The organism is Pseudomonas sp. MF6394 (assembly GCF_002018845.1).
Lineage (GTDB): Bacteria > Pseudomonadota > Gammaproteobacteria > Pseudomonadales > Pseudomonadaceae > Aquipseudomonas > Aquipseudomonas lactis.
Genome location: NZ_MVOJ01000016.1, coordinates 1 through 18,436 on the forward strand (window position 1 = coordinate 1; position 18,436 = coordinate 18,436).

Genomic DNA, 18,436 nt, shown 5'->3' on the forward strand with positions numbered 1-18,436 from the left:
GCGGAAGCATCATTTTCAGCAGCGCAGCTTTACGTTCTTCTGAATAGAAAGGCATGACCATACTCTTGCCGCCCCCGGAATGCTTTTCAAAAAGCGGGGGACACGACAACTACCCTGACACCGGGGGATCAAGAGCGACTCGCTTCGCATCGTAGTTACCGTCGGCTGCTACAACGTACAAAATTGTGTAGATACCTATGCTGCGATAGCGGTAGCTCAGTCAACAACGATGTTGAATGTGCCACCCTCTTCGCCGGCAAGCCAGCTCCCACATTTGCATTCATATTGCTTGTTAGACAGCGTCTCTAGGCAACATCAACCCCAGCGGCAGCCGCACCCGTGCTTCCAACCCACCGCCTTCCCGGTTGCGCAACTCAACATTGCCGCCATGCATCGACGCAATGCGCCGCACAATCGCCAACCCCAACCCGGTGCCCTTGCCACCTCGGGCTCGGTCGCCACGGGTGAAGGGGTTGAAGATACCTTCCAGTTCCGCCGGATCGATTCCTGTGCCACGGTCCATCACACTCAGCACCACGTAAGGGGCGGCACTGTCGCCGGAGACGTACGCGGCTACTTCCACATCGGAACCGGCATGGTGCAAGGCGTTGCCAATCAAGTTGTTCAGCAGGCGCTTCATCGACACCCGGCGTAAGGCGAACGGCTGGATCGGCTCCAGGCGCGTGCGCACCTGCTCACCGTTCTGGTTATAGGGCGCAACCACTTCACGCACGAGGTCGGTGAGGTCGACCTCCTCGACCACCTCATCGCGCCCGTCACGGATGAACGCCAGGAACTGGTCCAGGATGGCGTCCATGTCTTCGATGTCGCGCACCATGTCATCGGTGAGGTCGGTATGGTCACCCATCAGTTCCAGGGACAAACGCAATCGCGTCAGCGGCGTGCGCAAGTCATGGGACACGCCCGCCAGCATCAACTCGCGCTCGCGCCCAGCTTGTTCGACATCTTCTGCCATCTGGTTGAAGGCGCCGTACACCTCGGTCATCTCACTAGGGGTGTCGCTGACCGGCAGGCGCACACTGCGCCCCTGGCCCAGTTGGCGAGCGGCAAACACCAGGCGTTTGAGGGGTTGGTTGAGCTGGCGGACGAAAATCCACGCAGACGCCGTTGAGAGCAAGCCAATGGCCAGGAACCAACCCAACACGTTCCAGATTTTTTGCCCGCGCAGCGGGTGCGGATAAAGCGGAACCTTGATCCACGCATCCCCCAGGCTGGGCGCTCGCACCCACAGCGCAGGCGAAACATGCATACGCAGGCGCACCTCGGTGTCGGCGCCCAATTCGGCCTGCATCTGGCGCTGGTAAATCTCGCTGTAGGGCCAATGTTGCTCGCCTTCAGGCACACCGGCGCCGTCAACCCGAGTCAGGGTCGATGCCTTGGCTACCTTTTCGCGGTTCTCAGGGTCTACCGCCCAATAACCACGCAACGTCAGGGCGACGCCATGGCTGTACTGCCGGTCTACCAGCACGTCTTCGTTCATCAGCAGATAAACCAGCGTGAGTGCCTTGGAAAACAGAACGACAATAAGCACCAGCCAGAGGGTGCGGGAGAAGAAACTTTGTGGGAACCACAGCGGGGTTTTCATAGATGAAAGCTGCACACCTTGCAGGAACGAGCGGTGCTCGCAGAATTGCAGACGCCGGGCATCCCGTCGACCCTCATGGGGTCAAACGCCAGGATACCCGCCCCTGCAAATCATCGGTCACTTGGTTGCGGTGCCATCCGGCACAAACACATAACCCACACCCCACACGGTCTGGATATAGCGCGGCTTGGACGGGTCCGGCTCGATCATCCGGCGCAATCGGGAAATCTGTACGTCAATGGAGCGCTCCAGGGCGTCCCATTCCCGGCCACGGGCCAGGTTCATCAGCTTGTCACGGGTCAGCGGCTGGCGAGCGTTCATCACCAAGGCCTTGAGCACTGCGAATTCACCTGTGGTGAGCATGTGCACTTCTTCACCGCGCTTGAGCTCACGGGTGGCCAGCGACAGTTCGTAGTCGCCAAAGGTGACGCTTTCGTCTTCGCTGCCCGGTGCGCCCGGTACCGCCGGTGCCTGGCGACGCAACACGGCCTTGACCCGCGCCATCAGCTCATCGGGGTTGAACGGTTTGGCCAGGTAGTCATCAGCACCCAGTTCCAGGCCTTTGATACGGCTCAGCTCATCGCCCTTGGCGGTGAGCATGATGATCGGGATCTGGTTGTTCGCACCGCGCAGGCGCTTGCACGCGGTAAGGCCGTCTTCGCCGGGCAGCATCAGGTCGAGTACGACCAGGTTGAAGACTTCACGCCCTAACAGGCGATCCATCTGCTCGGTGTTCGGCACCGCGCGGGCACGATAGCCCTTGGAGTTGAAAAAACGCTCCAGCAGGCTGCTCAGCCCCGGATCGTCATCAACGATGAGAATTTTTTCGCCTTCAGCAGTTTGTGCGGTGCTGCTCATTGGATGCTCCTCTTATCTCGGCGCGCATTATGGCGTAGCTGCCGTTATACGCACCGTGTGCATTGTTAGCAGATTTTTCATCTACTGCCAGCGAACCCACGCCCTACAACCTGCGGCGCAGTAGCCCCCAAGGGCAGAACGCTGGTTATAATGCGGCGCCTGCGTGCAGGGCAACGTCAGATCGTTACCGTTTACTGCCGGGCTTTTTTTACCCGCTTGTCGTGAATTTTTCGATTTCGAGGGTCAATAGCCAGCCTCTTGACCCAGGCAGCGGCGCCAGTCGGGCCGCTCAACCAGCCTCGCCGTGCCTTGTTTAACGGGCCGGCGCGCTGATTTTAAGAATTTCAGGTGGTTTTATGGACAGCATCAACAGCCGCATCGCCGAGGAACTCGGCGTACGCCCACAACAGGTCGAAGCGGCCGTCGCTCTACTGGATGAAGGCTCCACGGTGCCTTTCATCGCCCGTTACCGAAAAGAAGTGACCGGCAGCCTCGACGACACCCAACTGCGTCACCTGGAAGAGCGCCTGCGCTACCTGCGAGAACTCGACGAACGGCGTATCAGCATCCTCGCCAGCATCGAGGAACAGGGCAAGTTGACCCCGCAACTGGAACGCGACATCAAGCTCGCCGACACCAAGACCCGCCTCGAAGACCTTTACCTGCCGTACAAACAGAAACGTCGCACAAAGGGCCAGATCGCCCTGGAAGCCGGCCTGGGTGACTTGGCCGATGGCCTGTTCAACGACCCGTCGCTGACGCCAGAAACCGAAGCCGCACGCTTTATCGATGCTGAAAAAGGCGTCGCCGACGTCAAGGCTGCCCTCGAAGGCGCCAAGTACATCCTGATGGAGCGCTTCGCCGAAAACGCCAGCCTCCTGGAAAAACTGCGCACCTACCTCAAGCAAGAAGCCATCCTCAGCGCCCGCGTCATCGCCGGTAAAGAGGAAGAAGGCGCCAAGTTCCGCGACTATTTCGAACACGACGAGCCGCTCAAAAGCATGCCGTCCCACCGCGCCCTGGCGATTTTCCGCGGCCGCAACGAAGGCATTCTCAGCTCCGCATTGAAAGTCGGTGACGAGCTGCCGGGCACCATGCACCCGTGCGAAGGCATGATCGGTCAACAATTCGGCATCCAGAACCAGAACCGCCCGGCTGACAAGTGGCTTGGCGAAGTGGTGCGCTGGACCTGGAAGGTCAAGCTCTATACCCACCTGGAAACCGACCTGCTCGGCGAGTTGCGCGACGGCGCCGAAACCGAGGCGATCAATGTGTTCGCCCACAACCTGCACGACCTGCTGTTGGCCGCACCGGCCGGCCCACGTGCCACCCTGGGCCTCGACCCGGGCCTGCGCACCGGTTGCAAGGTCGCGGTGGTCGATGCCACCGGCAAGCTGCTGGACCACGCCACCGTGTACCCGCACGTTCCGCACAACAAGTGGGACCAGACCCTGGCTATCCTGGCCGCCCTGTGCGCCAAGCACGCGGTGGACCTGATCGCCATCGGCAACGGCACCGCCAGCCGCGAAACCGACAAGCTGGCCGCCGAGCTGATCAAAAAATACCCAGCCATGAAGATGACCAAGGTCATGGTCTCCGAAGCAGGCGCTTCGGTGTACTCGGCGTCGGAGTTGGCCTCCAAGGAATTCCCAGACCTCGACGTGTCGATCCGTGGCGCGGTGTCCATCGCCCGTCGCCTGCAAGACCCGCTGGCCGAACTGGTGAAGATCGACCCTAAATCCATCGGCGTCGGCCAGTACCAGCACGACGTGTCGCAGCTGAAACTGGCACGCGGCCTGGATGCGGTGGTGGAAGACTGCGTAAACGCCGTGGGCGTGGATGTGAACACCGCATCCGTGGCCCTGCTGGCGCGGATCTCCGGCCTCAACGCCACCCTGGCACAGAACATCGTCAGTCACCGCGACGAAAACGGCGCGTTCAAAACCCGCGCCGCGCTGAAAAAGGTCGCACGCCTGGGTGAAAAAACTTTTGAACAGGCTGCTGGTTTCCTGCGCGTAATGAACGGCGACAACCCGCTGGACGCCTCTGCGGTTCACCCGGAAGCCTACCCGCTGGTGCAACGCATTGCCGCCGAGACCGACCGCGATATCCGTTCGTTGATCGGCGATGCCGCGTTCCTCAAGCGCCTGGACCCGAAGAAGTACACCGACGAAACCTTCGGTGTGCCGACCATCACCGATATCCTGCAAGAGCTGGAGAAACCAGGTCGCGACCCGCGCCCCGAGTTCAAGACCGCCGAGTTCCAGGACGGCGTCGAAGACCTCAAGGACCTGCAACCCGGCATGATCCTCGAAGGCGTTGTAACCAACGTGACCAACTTCGGCGCATTCGTGGACATCGGTGTGCATCAGGACGGTTTGGTGCATATCTCCGCGCTTTCGGAGAAGTTCATCAAGGACCCACGTGAAGCGGTGAAAGCTGGTGACGTGGTCAAGGTCAAGGTCATGGAAGTCGACATCCCGCGTAAACGCGTGGGCCTGTCGATGCGCATGAGCGACACCCCCGGCGAGAAAATCGACGGTGCCCGTGGCGCTCGCCCAGGTTCGGCGCCACGCCAGTCGCAGAACAACGCGCCGCGCAAGGAAACCGCGACTGCCGCGCCGAGCAACAACGCCATGGCGTCGCTGTTTGCCAACGCTAAACAGCTGAAGAAGCGCTGATGCAGATCCCGGCTGGTTTGACCCAGAGCGCCTTCAGCGAACTGATCGGCTGCCGCCTGCAACGCCTGGAAGAGGGCGTTGCCGAGGTGGCCCTGACCCTGGAGCCGCACCTGCGCAACCGCGCAGGCAAACTCCATGGCGGGGCGATTTTCAGCCTGGTGGACATCACCATGGGCCTGGCATGCTCCAGCGCCCATGGTTTTGACCAGCAGAGCGCCACCATCGAATGCAAGATCAACTATATCCGCGCTGTGGAAGACGGTGAGGTGCTGTGCACCAGCCGGGTGATCCACACCGGTCGCCGCACCCTGGTGGTCGAGGCCGAGGTGTACCAAGGCGAAAGACTTGTCGCAAAAGCGCAGGGCACGTTCGCTGTCCTATAGCTCCCCACCCCCGATTTGAGTTAATTTCGGCGCTGCGATAACAGCGTCGGAATTTTCTCGCTGCGCTGTAGCCCAACTCATGGAGTGAAGTCGGCAAATTCAGAGTGGGTCAAATCGACTCAAAACCAGGCGATCACGCCAGTTTCAACTTCACCCTTGTAGACCGTCCTGCCCACCCCCATATTGGGGCGACTGACGCGTGAAGGAATCCAACTTGAGCGAACTTCTCAACCGCCGCCTGGCCCTGCTCGGCAAGCGCGAACACCTCTCCCTGCTAGAGCAATGCTTGCACGGCATCGAGCGCGAATGCCTGCGTGTCACCAACGAAGGTCGCCTGGCGCAAACGCCGCACCCCGAAGCCTTGGGCGCCGCGCTGACCAATGAACAGATCACCACCGACTACTCGGAATCGCTGCTGGAGTTCATCACCCCAGCCCTGCCGAACCCGGCCGATACCCTGAGCAGCCTGGACAAGATCCATCGCTTTGCCTACTCCAAGCTGGGCAGCGAATACCTGTGGAGCCCCTCGATGCCGTGCCCGTTGCCGGCCGAGGAAGATATTCCGATTGCCTACTACGGCACCTCCAATATCGGCCAGCTCAAGTACGTGTACCGCAAGGGCTTGGCCCTGCGTTACGGCAAGACCATGCAGTGCATTGCGGGCATCCACTACAACTTTTCCCTGCCGGAACAGCTGTGGCCGTTGCTCAAGGAAACAGAAGGATTTGTCGGCACCGACCGTGACTATCAGTCCACGGCCTACATCGCGCTGATCCGTAATTTCCGGCGCTACAGCTGGCTGTTGATGTACCTGTTCGGTGCCTCGCCCGCCCTGGACGCCGGTTTCCTGCGCGGGCGCTCGCATCAGCTTGAAGTCCTCGATGCCGACACCCTGTACCTGCCCTACGCCACCAGCCTGCGCATGAGCGACCTGGGTTACCAGAGCAACGCCCAGGCCGGCCTGACGCCGTGCTACAACGATTTGGCCAGCTACACCGACAGCCTGCGCGAAGCGGTGGCAACGCCCTACGCGCCGTACGTTGAAGTCGGCACGCACAAGGATGGCGAGTGGGTGCAACTGAACACCAACATCCTGCAGATCGAAAACGAGTACTACTCCAACATCCGCCCCAAGCGTGTGACCTACACCGGCGAGCGGCCGATCCAGGCGCTGATGGCCCGTGGTATTCAGTACATCGAAGTACGCTGCCTGGACATCAACCCGTTCCTGCCGATGGGTATCGACCTGCCGGAATCACGTTTCCTCGACGCGTTCCTGCTGTACTGCGCACTGAACGACAGCCCGCTGTTCGCCAACAACGAGTGCGGTAACGCCACCTCCAACTTCCTCAGCGTGGTCAAGGAAGGCCGCCGTCCGGGCCTGCAATTGCAGCGTGACGGCCAGCCGGTGGACATGAAAGAGTGGGCGGCCGAGTTGCTGGAGAAGATTGCCCCGCTGGCCGCCCTGCTCGATCAGAGCCATGGCATCACTGAGCACAGCGAGGCACTGGACGCCCAGTTGGCCAAGGTCAAGGACCCGTCCCTGACGCCGTCGGCCCAGGTATTGGCGGCCATGGCCGAGCGCAAGGAAAGCTTTGCGCAGTTCTCCCTGCATCAAAGCGAAGTGCATGCCGAGTACTTTCGCAAGGAGCCTTTGGCGGCTGACGAACAAGCGCGCTTTGAAGAGCTGGCCCGTGTGTCGCTGGCGCAACAGGCGGAGCTGGAGCAGAACGAAGTGGGCGATTTCGACGTGTTTGTCGGCTCGTACCAGGCAAGTATCCTCGCCATCAGCAACTAACCTAAGGCTCGCTCCCCTGGGGAGCTGGCTTGTGTGGGAGCTGGCTTGCCTGCGATAGCGGTGGGTCAGCAACCCACCTGTTGACTGATACACCGCTATCGCAGGCAAGCCAGCTCCCACATTATTCTGCCAGCCTGAAAACAGGCTTCGCCATTTACCCTCATAAGCTAATTCGAAAAAGTTATTTATTTTAGAATTCTTAGATCATTTAGTCTCCTCTCACGCCGACCCTCGGCCGCCTGATTGAGGAGCTTCCCCTTGAAACTGCTGACCCCTCTGCGCCTGTTGGCCGCATTGTCCCTGGCCGGTGCCAGCCTGTTTGCCCAGGCGGCAGATGTGACCATTGCGTACCAGACCACCGTGGACCCGGCCAAAGTCGCCCAAGCCGACGGCGCCTATGAAAAGGCGACCAACGCCAAGATCGACTGGCGCAAATTCGACAATGGCGCCGACATTATCGCCGCCATCGCTTCCAGCGACGTACAGATCGGCTACCTCGGTTCCAGCCCGCTGACCGCCGCAATCACCCGCAAAGTCCCGGTGCAAACCTTCCTCGTCGCCACCCAGATCGGCGGCGCCGAAGCCCTGGTGGCGCGTAACGGTTCGGGCATCAACAGCCCGCAAGACCTGATCGGCAAAAAGATCGCCGTGCCCTTCGTTTCCACCGGCCACTACAGCCTGCTCGCCGCGCTGAAACACTGGAACATCGACCCGGCCAAAGTCACCATCCTCAACCTCGCCCCGCCGGCCATCATCGCCGCCTGGAAGCGCGGTGATATCGACGCCACCTATGTGTGGGACCCGGCTCTGGGCGTGGCCAAGGAAACCGGCAAGGTGCTGATCACCTCCGGGGAGCTGGCCAAGTTCGGCGCGCCGACGTTCGATGCCTGGATCGTGCGCAAGGATTTTGCCGAGAAGCACCCGGAGATCGTTACCGCTTTCGCCAAGGTCACTCTGGATGCCTACGCCGCCTACCGAAAAGACCCACAAGCCTGGCTCGCCCATTCCGGCAACGTCGACAAGCTGGTGAAACTCTCCGGTGCCAAGGCCAGCGATATCCCGTTGCTGCTGCAAGGCAACGTCTACCCGCTCGCTGCCGACCAGGTCACCCTGCTGGGCGCACCGACCACCAAGGCCGTCACCGATACCGCTGCGTTCCTCAAGGAGCAGGGCAAGGTCGATGCCGTGCTGCCGGACTACGCCCCTTACGTCAGCGCCCAGTTCATTACCAACTGACCCCAGGAGTTCACTGCGATGGCCTTGCTACAGCTGGAGCGCATCAGCGCACAGTACCCAGGCGCCCCGGAACCGGTACTGTCCGATATTTCACTGGAACTAGGGCCCCAGCAATTGCTGGTTGCCCTGGGCCCGTCCGGCAGTGGCAAGACGTCGTTGTTGAACCTGATTGCCGGCTTCGTCGAACCCTCTGCCGGGCGTATCACCCTCGATGGCGTGCCGGTCAAAGGCCCCAGCGCCGAACGCGGCGTGGTGTTCCAGGACGACGCCCTGCTGCCCTGGCAGGACGTGTTGGCCAATGTGGCTTTCGGCCTGGAACTGGCCGGCGTACCCAAGGCGCAGCGCGACGTGCGCGCCCGTGAAATGCTCGCACTGGTGGACCTGGCCGGTTTCGACAGCCGCCGCATCTGGCAACTCTCCGGCGGCCAGAAGCAACGCGTCGGCCTGGCGCGTGCGTTGGCGGCCGACCCGCGCGTATTGCTGATGGACGAACCCTTCGGCGCCCTGGATGCCTTCACCCGTGAACAAATGCAGGAGTTGCTGCTGCAAGTGTGGCGGCGCACGGCCAAGCCGGTGTTCCTGATTACCCACGACATCGAAGAGGCGGTGTTTCTCGCCACCGACCTGATCTTGCTCGCGCCCAACCCCGGCCAGATCGTTGAGCGGTTGCAGCTGGACTTCGGTCAACGGTATGCCGCCGGAGAATCGGCCCGCGCCATCAAGTCCGACCCACGCTTTATCGAAACCCGCGAACACGTGCTGGGCAAAGTGTTCTCCCAACGGCAGGTGTACGCATGAGCAGCTACGAACTTCCCGCCACGGCCACCGAGCCTTCGACACATGCCGTGATCCCACTGCGCCGGCGCCTGAGCACGCGCTGGATCAGCCTGCTGACCCTGGTGGCCTTGCTCGCCCTCTGGTGGGCCGTCACCGCCACCGGTTTGATCGAGCCCCTGTTCCTGCCGCCACCGTCGGCCGTGCTGCAAAAAGGCTGGCTGTTGGCGACCACCGGTTATATGGATTCCACCTTGTGGCAGCACCTGGGCGCGAGCCTCAGCCGCATCGGCCTGGGCCTGGGCTTTGCGGTACTGACCGCCGTGCCGGTGGGGATCGCCATCGGTGCCAACCGTATCGCCCGTGGCATTCTCGATCCGCTGATCGAGTTCTACCGGCCGATTCCGCCCCTGGCCTACCTGCCGTTGATCGTGATCTGGTGCGGCATTGGCGAGCTGTCCAAGGTGCTGCTGATCTACCTCGCTATCTTCGCCCCGATTGCCATCGCCACCGCAACGGGCGTGCGCACCGTCGACCCGGCCAAATTGCGCGCGGCGCAGTCGTTGGGCGCCACCCGCGCGCAACTGATTCGCCATGTGATCCTGCCCAGCGCCCTGCCCGATATCCTCACCGGTGTGCGTATCGGCCTGGGTGTGGGCTGGTCGACCCTGGTGGCGGCCGAGTTGATTGCCGCCACCAGCGGCCTGGGCTTCATGGTGCAGTCGGCGGCGCAGTTTCTGGTCACTGATGTGGTGGTGCTGGGCATCCTGGTGATCGCCCTGATCGCCTTCGCCATGGAAATGGGCCTGCGCGCCCTGCAGCGTAAATTAGTGCCCTGGCATGGCCAGGCACACTGAGTGAAGAACCCACAATGAGCAGCCTGACCGTTACCCCATTAAGCACCGCCCTGGGCGCCCAGATCAGTGGCGTCGATATCACCCAGCCGCTGAACCCCGAACAGCGCGACGCGATTGAACAGGCGTTGCTCGACTATTCGGTGTTGTTCTTCCGTGACCAGCCGATCACGCCCCAGCAACAGGCACGATTCGCGGCAAACTTCGGCGACCTGCACATCCACCCGATCTACCCCAACGTGCCGGAACAGCCTGAAGTGCTGATCCTCGACACCGCCGTCACCGACGTGAGAGATAACGCGGTCTGGCATACCGACGTGACCTTCCTGCCCACGCCTGCCCTGGGCGCAGTGCTCAGCGCCAAGCTGCTGCCAGCCTTCGGCGGCGATACCTTGTGGGCCAGTGGGATTGCGGCGTATGAGGCGCTGTCCGAGCCGTTGAAGCGCTTGCTCGATGGGCTCACCGCCACACACGATTTCACCAAGTCGTTCCCGCTGGAACGCTTTGGCAACACCGCCGAAGACCTCGTGCGCTGGGAGGCAACCCGCAAGAAAAACCCGCCGCTATCGCACCCAGTCGTGCGCACGCATCCGGTAAGTGGGCGTAAATCGCTGTTCGTCAGCGACGGTTTCACCACCCGAATCAATGAACTGGAACCGGCCGAAAGCGAGGCGATTCTCAAGCTGCTGTTCGCCCACGCCACCCGCCCGGAATTCACCATCCGCTGGCGCTGGCAGGAGAATGACGTGGCGTTCTGGGATAACCGCGTTACCCAGCATTACGCCGTGGATGACTACCGGCCGCAGCGTCGGGTGATGCACCGGGCGACGATTCTTGGGGATGTGCCGTTCTAACGCCAAGCACGATATATCCATCCATGAAAATAAAAATGTGGGAGCGGGCTTGCTCGCGAATGCGGTGATTCAGTCACCTATTTACTGACTGACACTCCGCTTTCGCGAGCAAGCCCGCTCCCACATTTTGGTCGCTGGGCGGCAGGTTATTCGGCGGTGGACGGCTTCTCCCACAAGTTGATGCCACCTTCCTGCGCAAACCGATCAATCTCCGCCAGCTCTTGCGCACTGAAGCTCAAGTTCTTCAACGCCCCGACGTTCTCGATAATCTGCTCCGGCCGGCTCGCACCGATCAGCGCACTGGTCACCCGTGGGTCGCGCAATGTCCACGCCAGCGCCAACTGGGCCAGGCTCTGGCCACGGCGCTTGGCGATTTCATTCAGGCCGCGTACATGGGCGATGTTAGCCTCGGACAGGTGCTGGGCCTGCAACGAGCCACCACCCGGACGGTTCACCCGCGCATCGGCCGGTACCCCGTTGAGGTATTTATCGGTCAACAAACCCTGGGCCAGCGGCGTGAAGGCGATCACCCCGGCGCCGAGTGCTTCAGTGGTGTCCAGCAGGTCTTTTTCCACCCAACGGTTGAGCAGGTTATAGGCCGGCTGGTGGATCAACAGCGGCACTTTCCACTCGTTGAGCAAGGCTGCGATTTCGCGGGTTTTTACCCCGGAGTAAGACGAGATACCGATGTACAACGCCTTGCCTTGTTGCACGGCGGTGGCCAGGGCGCTGGCGGTCTCTTCCAGGGGCGTGTCGGGGTCGAAGCGGTGGGAATAGAAGATATCCACATAATCGACGCCCAGGCGTTGCAGGCTCTGGTCCAGGCTCGCCAATACGTATTTACGCGAACCGCCACCCTGGCCGTAAGGGCCGGGCCACATGTCCCAACCGGCTTTGCTGGAGATGATCAGTTCGTCGCGATAGTGCTTGAAGTCTTCGCGCAGCAAGCGACCGAAATTGATCTCGGCGCTGCCGTAGGGCGGGCCGTAGTTGTTGGCCAGGTCGAAGTGGTTGATGCCCAGGTCGAACGCCGTGCGCAGCAACGCGCGCTGGGTGTCGATCGGGGTACTGTCGCCAAAGTTGTGCCACAACCCCAGGGACAGTGCTGGCAGCACCAATCCACTGCGGCCTACGCGGCGATAAGGAATAGATTCATAGCGGTTTTCGGCAGCAATGTACGTCATCGAATCCTCTCTTGATCTAGGGCAAATAAGGCCCGGGAATAGCCATATTCCCGGGCCTTATAAGCAGCTGAATCGCTTAAGTCTGCCTCTTCCTTTTACAGCAAAGACCTACTTGAGAGGAACGCTATCAGCGCACCATGTGCAGAAACTGCAGGTGCCGCTCGTACTGGTCGAGGATGTCATTGATGATCTGCTCCTTGGTGTAGCCCACCAGGTCATAGTCCTGGCTGCCCTCACTCAAGTGCACTTCGGCCCGATAGTAGCGGCGGTTGTTAATCTCTTTCTTGCCGATGCCGCCCAGGGCGAACGACGGCGTGAAGTAGCCGCGCATCTGTACCTGGTAGATGAACGGACGTTCTTCACCATGGCCGATCTCCAAGCTGACACTGTCGTTGGAAGGGTCGGGCTGTGTCACCACCGTAAGGCCCTTCTCGACAAACACTGCGGTCACTTCTTCAATTGCCGGGCGCACCGTGGTGTCGAGGAAACGGTAGACCTCATCGCGGGATGGGAAATGCACCGCCTGGCTCAAACGCTGGCGCCAGCCGCCTCGGCCTTTGCGTGAAGCGGAAATCGGCGCCAGGGAATGCAACTGCGCGATCTGCTTTTGCGACTCTAGGTAGAACGCCTTGTGCAGCCCCCACATCATCAATAGCAGGATCAGCGAGAACGGCAGCGAGGTCAGCACCACCGCAGACTTGAGCGAGTCGATACTGCCGGCGAACAGCAAGGCACTGGTGACCAAGGCGGTCATCGCGCCCCAGAACACACGCAGCCACTTCGGCCCGTCTTCGTCAGCATTGCCGCCTTTGGACGAGAGAGTGGACAGCACCACCGTGCCGGAATCCGCCGAGGTCACGAAGAACACAAAGCTGATGAACACCGTGACCGCGATCACGGTCTTGCTCCACGGGTAGGTTTCCAGCAGCAGGTAGAGGCTCATCGATGGGTCATCGATCGCCGACTGGCCCAGTGCGGCCATGCCATGGTTGAGCACCTGGTCGATGGCGCTGTTACCGAAGATCGACATCCACGCCAGGGTGAAGCCCAGCGGAATCAGCAGCACGCCAAACACGAATTCGCGGATGGTGCGGCCACGGGAAATACGCGCGATAAACAGGCCCACAAACGGCGACCATGCAATCCACCAGGCCCAATAGAACACCGTCCAGCCGCCCAGCCAGTCGCTCGGCTCGTTGTAGGCGTACACATCAAAACTCTTGGTGGGCAACGCCCCCAAATAGTCACCGATGTTCTGGATCAAGGTGTTGAGCAGGTGCTGGGTAGGCCCGGCGAACAACACGAACAGCAGCAGCGCACAGGCCAGCAGCATGTTGATGTCGGACATCACCCGCACGCCCTTGTCGACGCCGGCCACGGCCACGATGATCGCCGCGCCCATCATCAGGGTGATCAGGCCCACCTGGATCCACTGGGTATGGGCAATGCCAAACAGGTAGTCCAGGCCAGAATTGAGGTGCAGTACGCCAAAGCCCATGTCGGCGCCAAGGCCGAACACCGTGGCAATGATGCCAAAGCCATCCACGGCGTAACCGATAGGGCCATTGATGCGCTTGCCGATCAGCGGGTACAGCGCCGAGCGCAACGCCAGCGGCAGGTTATGCCGATAGGCGAAATACGCCAGAGCCATGCCGACAAACGCGAACACGCCCCAGCCATGCAGGCCCCAGTGCAGGAACAGCACCTGCATGGCCTGGCGCGCCGCATCGGCGTTCATTGCTTCGCCCTGGGGCGGCTGCACCAAGTGCGTCAGCGGCTCCGAGACACAAAAGAAAAACAGCGTGATGCTGATCCCGGCGGCGAACAACATGCCGGCCCAGGACAGGTAACTGAATTCGGGCTCGTCGTGGTCGGCACCGAGTTTTATCTTGCCGTAGCCCGATAGCGCGGTGACCACCACGAAGACCAGATACAGGGTCATCGCCAGCATGTAGTACCAGCCGACCGTGTTGGCCGCCCAGTTTTGCGCCGCCAGCAGCCAGGCACCGGCCTGTTGCGGGATAGCGATGACCGTGATGCCAAACAGCAGGATGACGGTGGCGGCAAAGTAGAAAACGGGCGCATTCATGCGCACCAGGCCGCTGGATGAGGTAGACGATGCACTCATGAACGATGCACCTCAAGGTTGCGGGATATGGCTGTAAAAAACGGACTCAGCAAAGGTAAGCCTCCTGTTGTGAGCGGGCAGCGAACCACCGGTTTAACTTGAACGAACGTTCAAGTTAAACATGAATAGGCGGTCTTGGACTAATCGCAGGGCCGAGTGGTAGGTGTTTCCTACACTAGCTCAGGGATTGGTATGACGGATGAAGGAGGCAAATCGTTCAGCGATATAACTTTGAAATGGGGATAAAAAATGTGGGAGCGGGCTTGCCCGCGAAGGCGGTGTGTCAGCCAACACATGCTTGAACTGACACGCAGCCTTCGCGAGCAAGCCCGCTCCCACAGGGGGTGTGCGACCTTCGGCTACTTCTGCGCCCCATCATCATGCTGCAAGTTCGCCTGGGTGATATTCGCCCCGGCCGGCACGCTGCGGGTCAGCCACACATTGCCGCCAATGGTCGAACCCTGGCCAATGGTGATCCGCCCCAGAATCGTCGCCCCGGCGTAAATCACCACATCATCTTCAACAATGGGGTGACGCGGGTGGCCTTTCTGCAATTGCCCATCTTCATCCGCCGGAAAGCGTTTGGCCCCCAGCGTCACGGCCTGGTAGATGCGCACCCGCTCGCCGATGATCGCGGTCTCGCCAATCACCACGCCCGTGCCGTGGTCGATAAAGAAACTCGGGCCGATCTGCGCGCCGGGGTGGATATCAATGCCGGTGGCCGAGTGGGCGATTTCCGCACTGATCCGCGCCAACAGCGGCAGGCCGGCGCGGTACAGGTGGTGGGCCAGGCGATGATGGATCACCGCCAGGATGCCCGGGTAGCACAGCAGCACCTCATCCACACTGCGGGCGGCCGGATCGCCGTGGTAGGCGGCCAGTACATCGGTGTCCAGCAGGCTGCGCAAAGATGGCAGCGCCAGGGCGAAATCCTGGATCAGGCGAATGGCGTGGGCGTTGACCTCACTGTCATCCTCACCGCTCTGGCGTGCGGCATAGCGCAGCTCCAGGCGCGCCTGGGCGAGCAGGGCGTTGAGCGCAACGTCGAGGGTATGGCCCACGTAGAAGTCTTCGCTTTCTTCGCGCAGGTCCGCCGGGCCCAGACGCATCGGAAACAGGGCGCCGCACAAGGCCTCAAGAATCTGCGCCACTGCCTCGCGGGACGGCAATTCGCGGCCACCATGCTCGCCACTCAAGCGCCCATTGCGCGTTCGCCACTGGTCGCGGGCGCCGCGCAGCTGGCTGACGATGGTCTGCAATTGCCAATGACTGGAACGCTCACTCACGGTATTCACTCCTGACGAAATGGCCCTCACTTTACGGTATGCACCCGGGCAGCTCTTAAGAACCAATGGTGCGAGCCTAAGAACCTTTCGTCATAAGCGATTGACGGTTGCCCGATGAAAAGTGCCTGCCTATAGTCCCCCCATCACTCAGCCACCGTGCGTAACCATGATCAAACAACAGCTCGACCGTTTTGACCGCCTGGACCTACTGGGCAATGCCACCGCCCTGGAAAAACTCGAGCGGCTGTCGGCCTGGCTGGGCAGGGACGTCTACGTCAAACGCGATGACACCACGCCGCTGGCCATGGGCGGCAACAAGCTGCGCAAACTTGAATACCTGGCTGCCGACGCGCTTGCCCAGGGCGCCGACACCTTGGTCACCGCTGGCGCGATCCAGTCCAACCATGTGCGCCAGACCGCCGCGCTGGCCGCCAAACTCGGCCTGGGCTGTGTGGCCCTGCTGGAAAATCCCACCGGTACTGAAGACCCCAACTACCTCGGCAACGGCAATCGCCTGCTGCTGGAGCTGTTCGACGCCAAAGTGGAATTGGTGGAAAACCTCGACAACGTCGACGACCAACTCAACGCCCTCGCCGACCGCCTGCGCAGTAACGGCAAGAAGCCGTACCTGGTGCCTATCGGCGGCTCCAACGCCCTCGGCGCATTGGGTTACGTGCGCGCCGGGCTGGAGTTGGCCGCGCAGATTGAAGACAGCGGCATTGAATTCGCCGCCGTGGTGCTCGCCTCTGGCAGCGCCGGCACCCACAGCGGCTTGGCCCTGGCCTTGAGCGAAGCATTGCCGCAGTTGCCGGTGATCGGCATCACGGTGTCGCGCACCGAGCAAGCGCAATTGCCCAAGGTGCAGGGCTTGGCCGAACGCACTGCCGAGTTGCTCGGTGTGGCTATTCCCGACGCCTTCAAAGTCACCCTGTGGGACGAGTATTTCGGGCCGCGTTATGGCGAGCCAAACGCTGGCACGCTCTCGGCGATCAAACTTTTGGCCAGCCAGGAAGGTCTGTTGCTGGACCCGGTGTATACCGGCAAGGCCATGGCCGGTTTGCTCGATGGTATCGGGCGCCAGCGCTTTGAAGAGGGGCCGATCATTTTCCTGCATACCGGCGGGGCGCCGGCGTTGTTTGCCTATGACTCAGTATTCAACTGATTGAATAGGGCCATATTCAAAAATAGAATATGAAATTGTATTTTTATTATTTTCAAGACTTAAAAACCCACCTTATCATCGCGCCGAAGGCGAAGACGCGCTTCGCACTTTAGGGCAGGATACGACTACCGCGTCACCTGCTTCGCTCACCATAAAAACACAGGGGCTCTCCATGACTATTTCTGCATTTCGTCGCACGCTGCTGGTTGGCACATTGGGCCTGGCGCTTGGCGCTGGCTGGCTGGGCCAGGCCGTTGCCGGCGAGCAGTTGAACACCATCAAGAAGGCCGGCGAGATCAAGATCGGCCTGGAAGGCACCTACCCGCCGTTCAGCTTCGTCGATGAAAGCGGCAAGCTCAGCGGTTTCGAAGTGGAACTGTCCGAGGCACTGGCCAAGGAGCTGGGCGTCAAGGTCAAGCTGCAAGCCACGCCATGGGACGGCATCCTCGCCGCGCTGGAATCCAAGCGCCTGGACGCCGTGGTCAACCAGGTAACCATCTCCGAAGAGCGTAAGAAAAAATACGATTTCTCCACGCCTTACACCGTGTCCGGCATCCAGGCCCTGGTCCTGAAGAAGAACGTCGACTCGATTAAGAAAGCCGACGACCTGGCCGGCAAGAAAGTCGGTGTAGGCCTGGGCACCAACTACGAACAATGGCTCAAGGACAACCAACCCAAAGCCATTATCAAGACCTACAACGACGACCCAACCAAATTCCAGGACCTGCGCATCGGCCGTATCGACGCCATCCTGATCGACCGCCTGGCCGCCCTGGAATACGCCAAGAAAGCCCCCGACACCGCCGCTGCCGGCGACGCCTTCTCCCGTCAGGAATCCGGTATCGCCCTGCGCAAAGGCGAGCCTGAATTGCTCGACGCGGTGAACAAGGCTCTGGACAAACTGCGCGCCGACGGCACCTTGAAGACGCTGTCCGAGAAGTACTTCAACGCTGACGTCACGCAATAATGGAAGCAGGTTTCCAACTCGCGCTGGACTCCGCGCCCTTTCTGCTCAAGGGCGCGTATTACACGGTAATCCTCAGTCTGGGCGGGATGTTTTTCGGCCTGCTGCTGGGCTTCGGCCTGGCCTTGATGCGCCTGTCGCGCTTCAAGCTCTTGAGCTGGACGGCCCGGGTCTACGTGTCGTTCTTTCGCGGCACGCCGTTGCTGGTGCAGCTGTTCCTGATCTACTACGGCTTGCCGCAAGTGGGCATCGAGCTGGACCCGATCCCGGCCGCCATGATCGGCTTTTCGCTGAACATGGCCGCCTATGCCTGTGAAATCCTGCGGGCCGCCATCGCCTCCATCGAGCGTGGCCAGTGGGAAGCCGCTGCCAGTATCGGTATGACCCGAGCGCAAACGTTGCGCCGGGCCATCCTGCCCCAGGCGATGCGCACGGCGTTGCCACCTTTGGGCAACAGCTTTATTTCGCTGGTCAAGGACACGGCGCTGGCCGCCACCATCCAAGTGCCCGAGCTGTTCCGCCAGGCCCAACTGGTGTCGGCACGTACCTTCGAAATCTTCACCATGTATCTGTCCGCAGCCCTGATCTACTGGATCCTGGCGAGCATCCTGGCGCATCTGCAAAATCGTCTGGAAGACCGGGTCAACCGGCATGACCTGGAGTCTTGA

Annotated in this window: 15 protein-coding genes; 10 read left to right on the plus strand and 5 right to left on the minus strand. The window is 61.1% G+C overall.

Annotated features, from left to right (window positions below; translation table 11 throughout):
- Window positions 1–292: 292 nt before the first annotated feature.
- Window positions 293–1,606 carry an ATP-binding protein gene (locus tag MF6394_RS17430; RefSeq protein ID WP_003187671.1) on the minus strand — a complete coding sequence of 438 codons (1,314 nt, stop codon included), beginning with the start codon at window positions 1,604–1,606 and terminating at the stop codon, window positions 293–295.
- Window positions 1,607–1,723: 117 nt separating this feature from the next.
- Window positions 1,724–2,464: an osmolarity response regulator transcription factor OmpR gene (ompR, locus tag MF6394_RS17435; RefSeq protein WP_003187669.1), complete on the minus strand. Its 741-nt coding sequence runs from the start codon at window positions 2,462–2,464 to the stop codon at window positions 1,724–1,726.
- Window positions 2,465–2,820: 356 nt separating this feature from the next.
- Here ompR and MF6394_RS17440 point away from each other — a divergent pair, with 356 nt between their 5' ends.
- From MF6394_RS17440 to tauD, 7 genes are all read left to right on the plus strand, one after another.
- Window positions 2,821–5,145, plus strand: a complete 2,325-nt coding sequence (locus tag MF6394_RS17440) for a Tex family protein (protein ID WP_014716472.1) — start codon at window positions 2,821–2,823, stop codon at window positions 5,143–5,145.
- Window positions 5,145–5,528, plus strand: coding sequence for a PaaI family thioesterase (locus tag MF6394_RS17445; RefSeq protein WP_044270474.1), 384 nt, complete (start codon window positions 5,145–5,147; stop codon window positions 5,526–5,528). Before MF6394_RS17440 ends, MF6394_RS17445 begins: the two co-directional genes overlap by 1 nt.
- Before the next feature lie 214 nt (window positions 5,529–5,742).
- Window positions 5,743–7,326, plus strand: a complete 1,584-nt coding sequence (gshA, locus tag MF6394_RS17450) for a glutamate--cysteine ligase (RefSeq protein ID WP_044270472.1) — start codon at window positions 5,743–5,745, stop codon at window positions 7,324–7,326.
- Window positions 7,327–7,584: 258 nt separating this feature from the next.
- Window positions 7,585–8,562, plus strand: coding sequence for a taurine ABC transporter substrate-binding protein (tauA, locus tag MF6394_RS17455; protein WP_078467143.1), 978 nt, complete (start codon window positions 7,585–7,587; stop codon window positions 8,560–8,562).
- Window positions 8,563–8,580: 18 nt separating this feature from the next.
- On the plus strand, window positions 8,581–9,360 hold the full coding sequence (tauB, locus tag MF6394_RS17460; RefSeq protein WP_003187659.1) for a taurine ABC transporter ATP-binding subunit: 780 nt from the start codon (window positions 8,581–8,583) through the stop codon (window positions 9,358–9,360).
- Window positions 9,357–10,193 (plus strand): taurine ABC transporter permease TauC, encoded by an 837-nt coding sequence (tauC, locus tag MF6394_RS17465; RefSeq protein ID WP_078467144.1) that lies wholly within the window; start codon window positions 9,357–9,359, stop codon window positions 10,191–10,193. Before tauB ends, tauC begins: the two co-directional genes overlap by 4 nt.
- A gap of 14 nt (window positions 10,194–10,207) precedes the next feature.
- Window positions 10,208–11,044 carry a taurine dioxygenase gene (tauD, locus tag MF6394_RS17470; protein WP_056782608.1) on the plus strand — a complete coding sequence of 279 codons (837 nt, stop codon included), beginning with the start codon at window positions 10,208–10,210 and terminating at the stop codon, window positions 11,042–11,044.
- Window positions 11,045–11,190: 146 nt separating this feature from the next.
- Here tauD and mgrA read toward each other — a convergent pair whose 3' ends face one another.
- From mgrA to epsC, 3 genes are all read right to left on the minus strand, one after another.
- A complete protein-coding gene (mgrA, locus tag MF6394_RS17475) occupies window positions 11,191–12,228 on the minus strand; it encodes an L-glyceraldehyde 3-phosphate reductase (RefSeq protein WP_044270464.1) in 1,038 nt (345 codons plus the stop codon).
- A gap of 127 nt (window positions 12,229–12,355) precedes the next feature.
- Window positions 12,356–14,317 (minus strand): choline transporter BetT, encoded by a 1,962-nt coding sequence (betT, locus tag MF6394_RS17480; protein WP_169856569.1) that lies wholly within the window; start codon window positions 14,315–14,317, stop codon window positions 12,356–12,358.
- A gap of 398 nt (window positions 14,318–14,715) precedes the next feature.
- Window positions 14,716–15,642, minus strand: a complete 927-nt coding sequence (gene epsC / locus MF6394_RS17485) for a serine O-acetyltransferase EpsC (RefSeq protein WP_014716464.1) — start codon at window positions 15,640–15,642, stop codon at window positions 14,716–14,718.
- A gap of 166 nt (window positions 15,643–15,808) precedes the next feature.
- Between epsC and MF6394_RS17490 the strand changes: the two genes are divergently transcribed.
- From MF6394_RS17490 to tcyL, 3 genes are all read left to right on the plus strand, one after another.
- A complete protein-coding gene (locus tag MF6394_RS17490) occupies window positions 15,809–16,804 on the plus strand; it encodes a D-cysteine desulfhydrase (protein WP_044270460.1) in 996 nt (331 codons plus the stop codon).
- Between the two features lie 172 nt (window positions 16,805–16,976).
- Window positions 16,977–17,771, plus strand: a complete 795-nt coding sequence (tcyJ, locus tag MF6394_RS17495; RefSeq protein ID WP_044270458.1) for a cystine ABC transporter substrate-binding protein — start codon at window positions 16,977–16,979, stop codon at window positions 17,769–17,771.
- Entirely contained in the window at window positions 17,771–18,436 is a 666-nt protein-coding gene (tcyL, locus tag MF6394_RS17500) for a cystine ABC transporter permease (RefSeq protein WP_003187646.1), read from the plus strand. Before tcyJ ends, tcyL begins: the two co-directional genes overlap by 1 nt.

Excerpts from the sequence above, each read along its gene's own strand:
- MF6394_RS17430 (WP_003187671.1), bottom strand. The coding sequence starts at position 1,606 with ATGAAAACCCCGCTGTGGTTCCCACAAAGTTTCTTCTCCCGCACCCTC.
- ompR (WP_003187669.1), bottom strand. The coding sequence starts at position 2,464 with ATGAGCAGCACCGCACAAACTGCTGAAGGCGAAAAAATTCTCATCGTT.
- MF6394_RS17440 (WP_014716472.1), top strand. The coding sequence starts at position 2,821 with ATGGACAGCATCAACAGCCGCATCGCCGAGGAACTCGGCGTACGCCCA.
- MF6394_RS17445 (WP_044270474.1), top strand. The coding sequence starts at position 5,145 with ATGCAGATCCCGGCTGGTTTGACCCAGAGCGCCTTCAGCGAACTGATC.
- tauB (WP_003187659.1), top strand. The coding sequence starts at position 8,581 with ATGGCCTTGCTACAGCTGGAGCGCATCAGCGCACAGTACCCAGGCGCC.
- tauC (WP_078467144.1), top strand. The coding sequence starts at position 9,357 with ATGAGCAGCTACGAACTTCCCGCCACGGCCACCGAGCCTTCGACACAT.
- tauD (WP_056782608.1), top strand. The coding sequence starts at position 10,208 with ATGAGCAGCCTGACCGTTACCCCATTAAGCACCGCCCTGGGCGCCCAG.
- mgrA (WP_044270464.1), bottom strand. The coding sequence starts at position 12,228 with ATGACGTACATTGCTGCCGAAAACCGCTATGAATCTATTCCTTATCGC.
- betT (WP_169856569.1), bottom strand. The coding sequence starts at position 14,317 with ATGAATGCGCCCGTTTTCTACTTTGCCGCCACCGTCATCCTGCTGTTT.
- MF6394_RS17490 (WP_044270460.1), top strand. The coding sequence starts at position 15,809 with ATGATCAAACAACAGCTCGACCGTTTTGACCGCCTGGACCTACTGGGC.
- tcyJ (WP_044270458.1), top strand. The coding sequence starts at position 16,977 with ATGACTATTTCTGCATTTCGTCGCACGCTGCTGGTTGGCACATTGGGC.
- tcyL (WP_003187646.1), top strand. The coding sequence starts at position 17,771 with ATGGAAGCAGGTTTCCAACTCGCGCTGGACTCCGCGCCCTTTCTGCTC.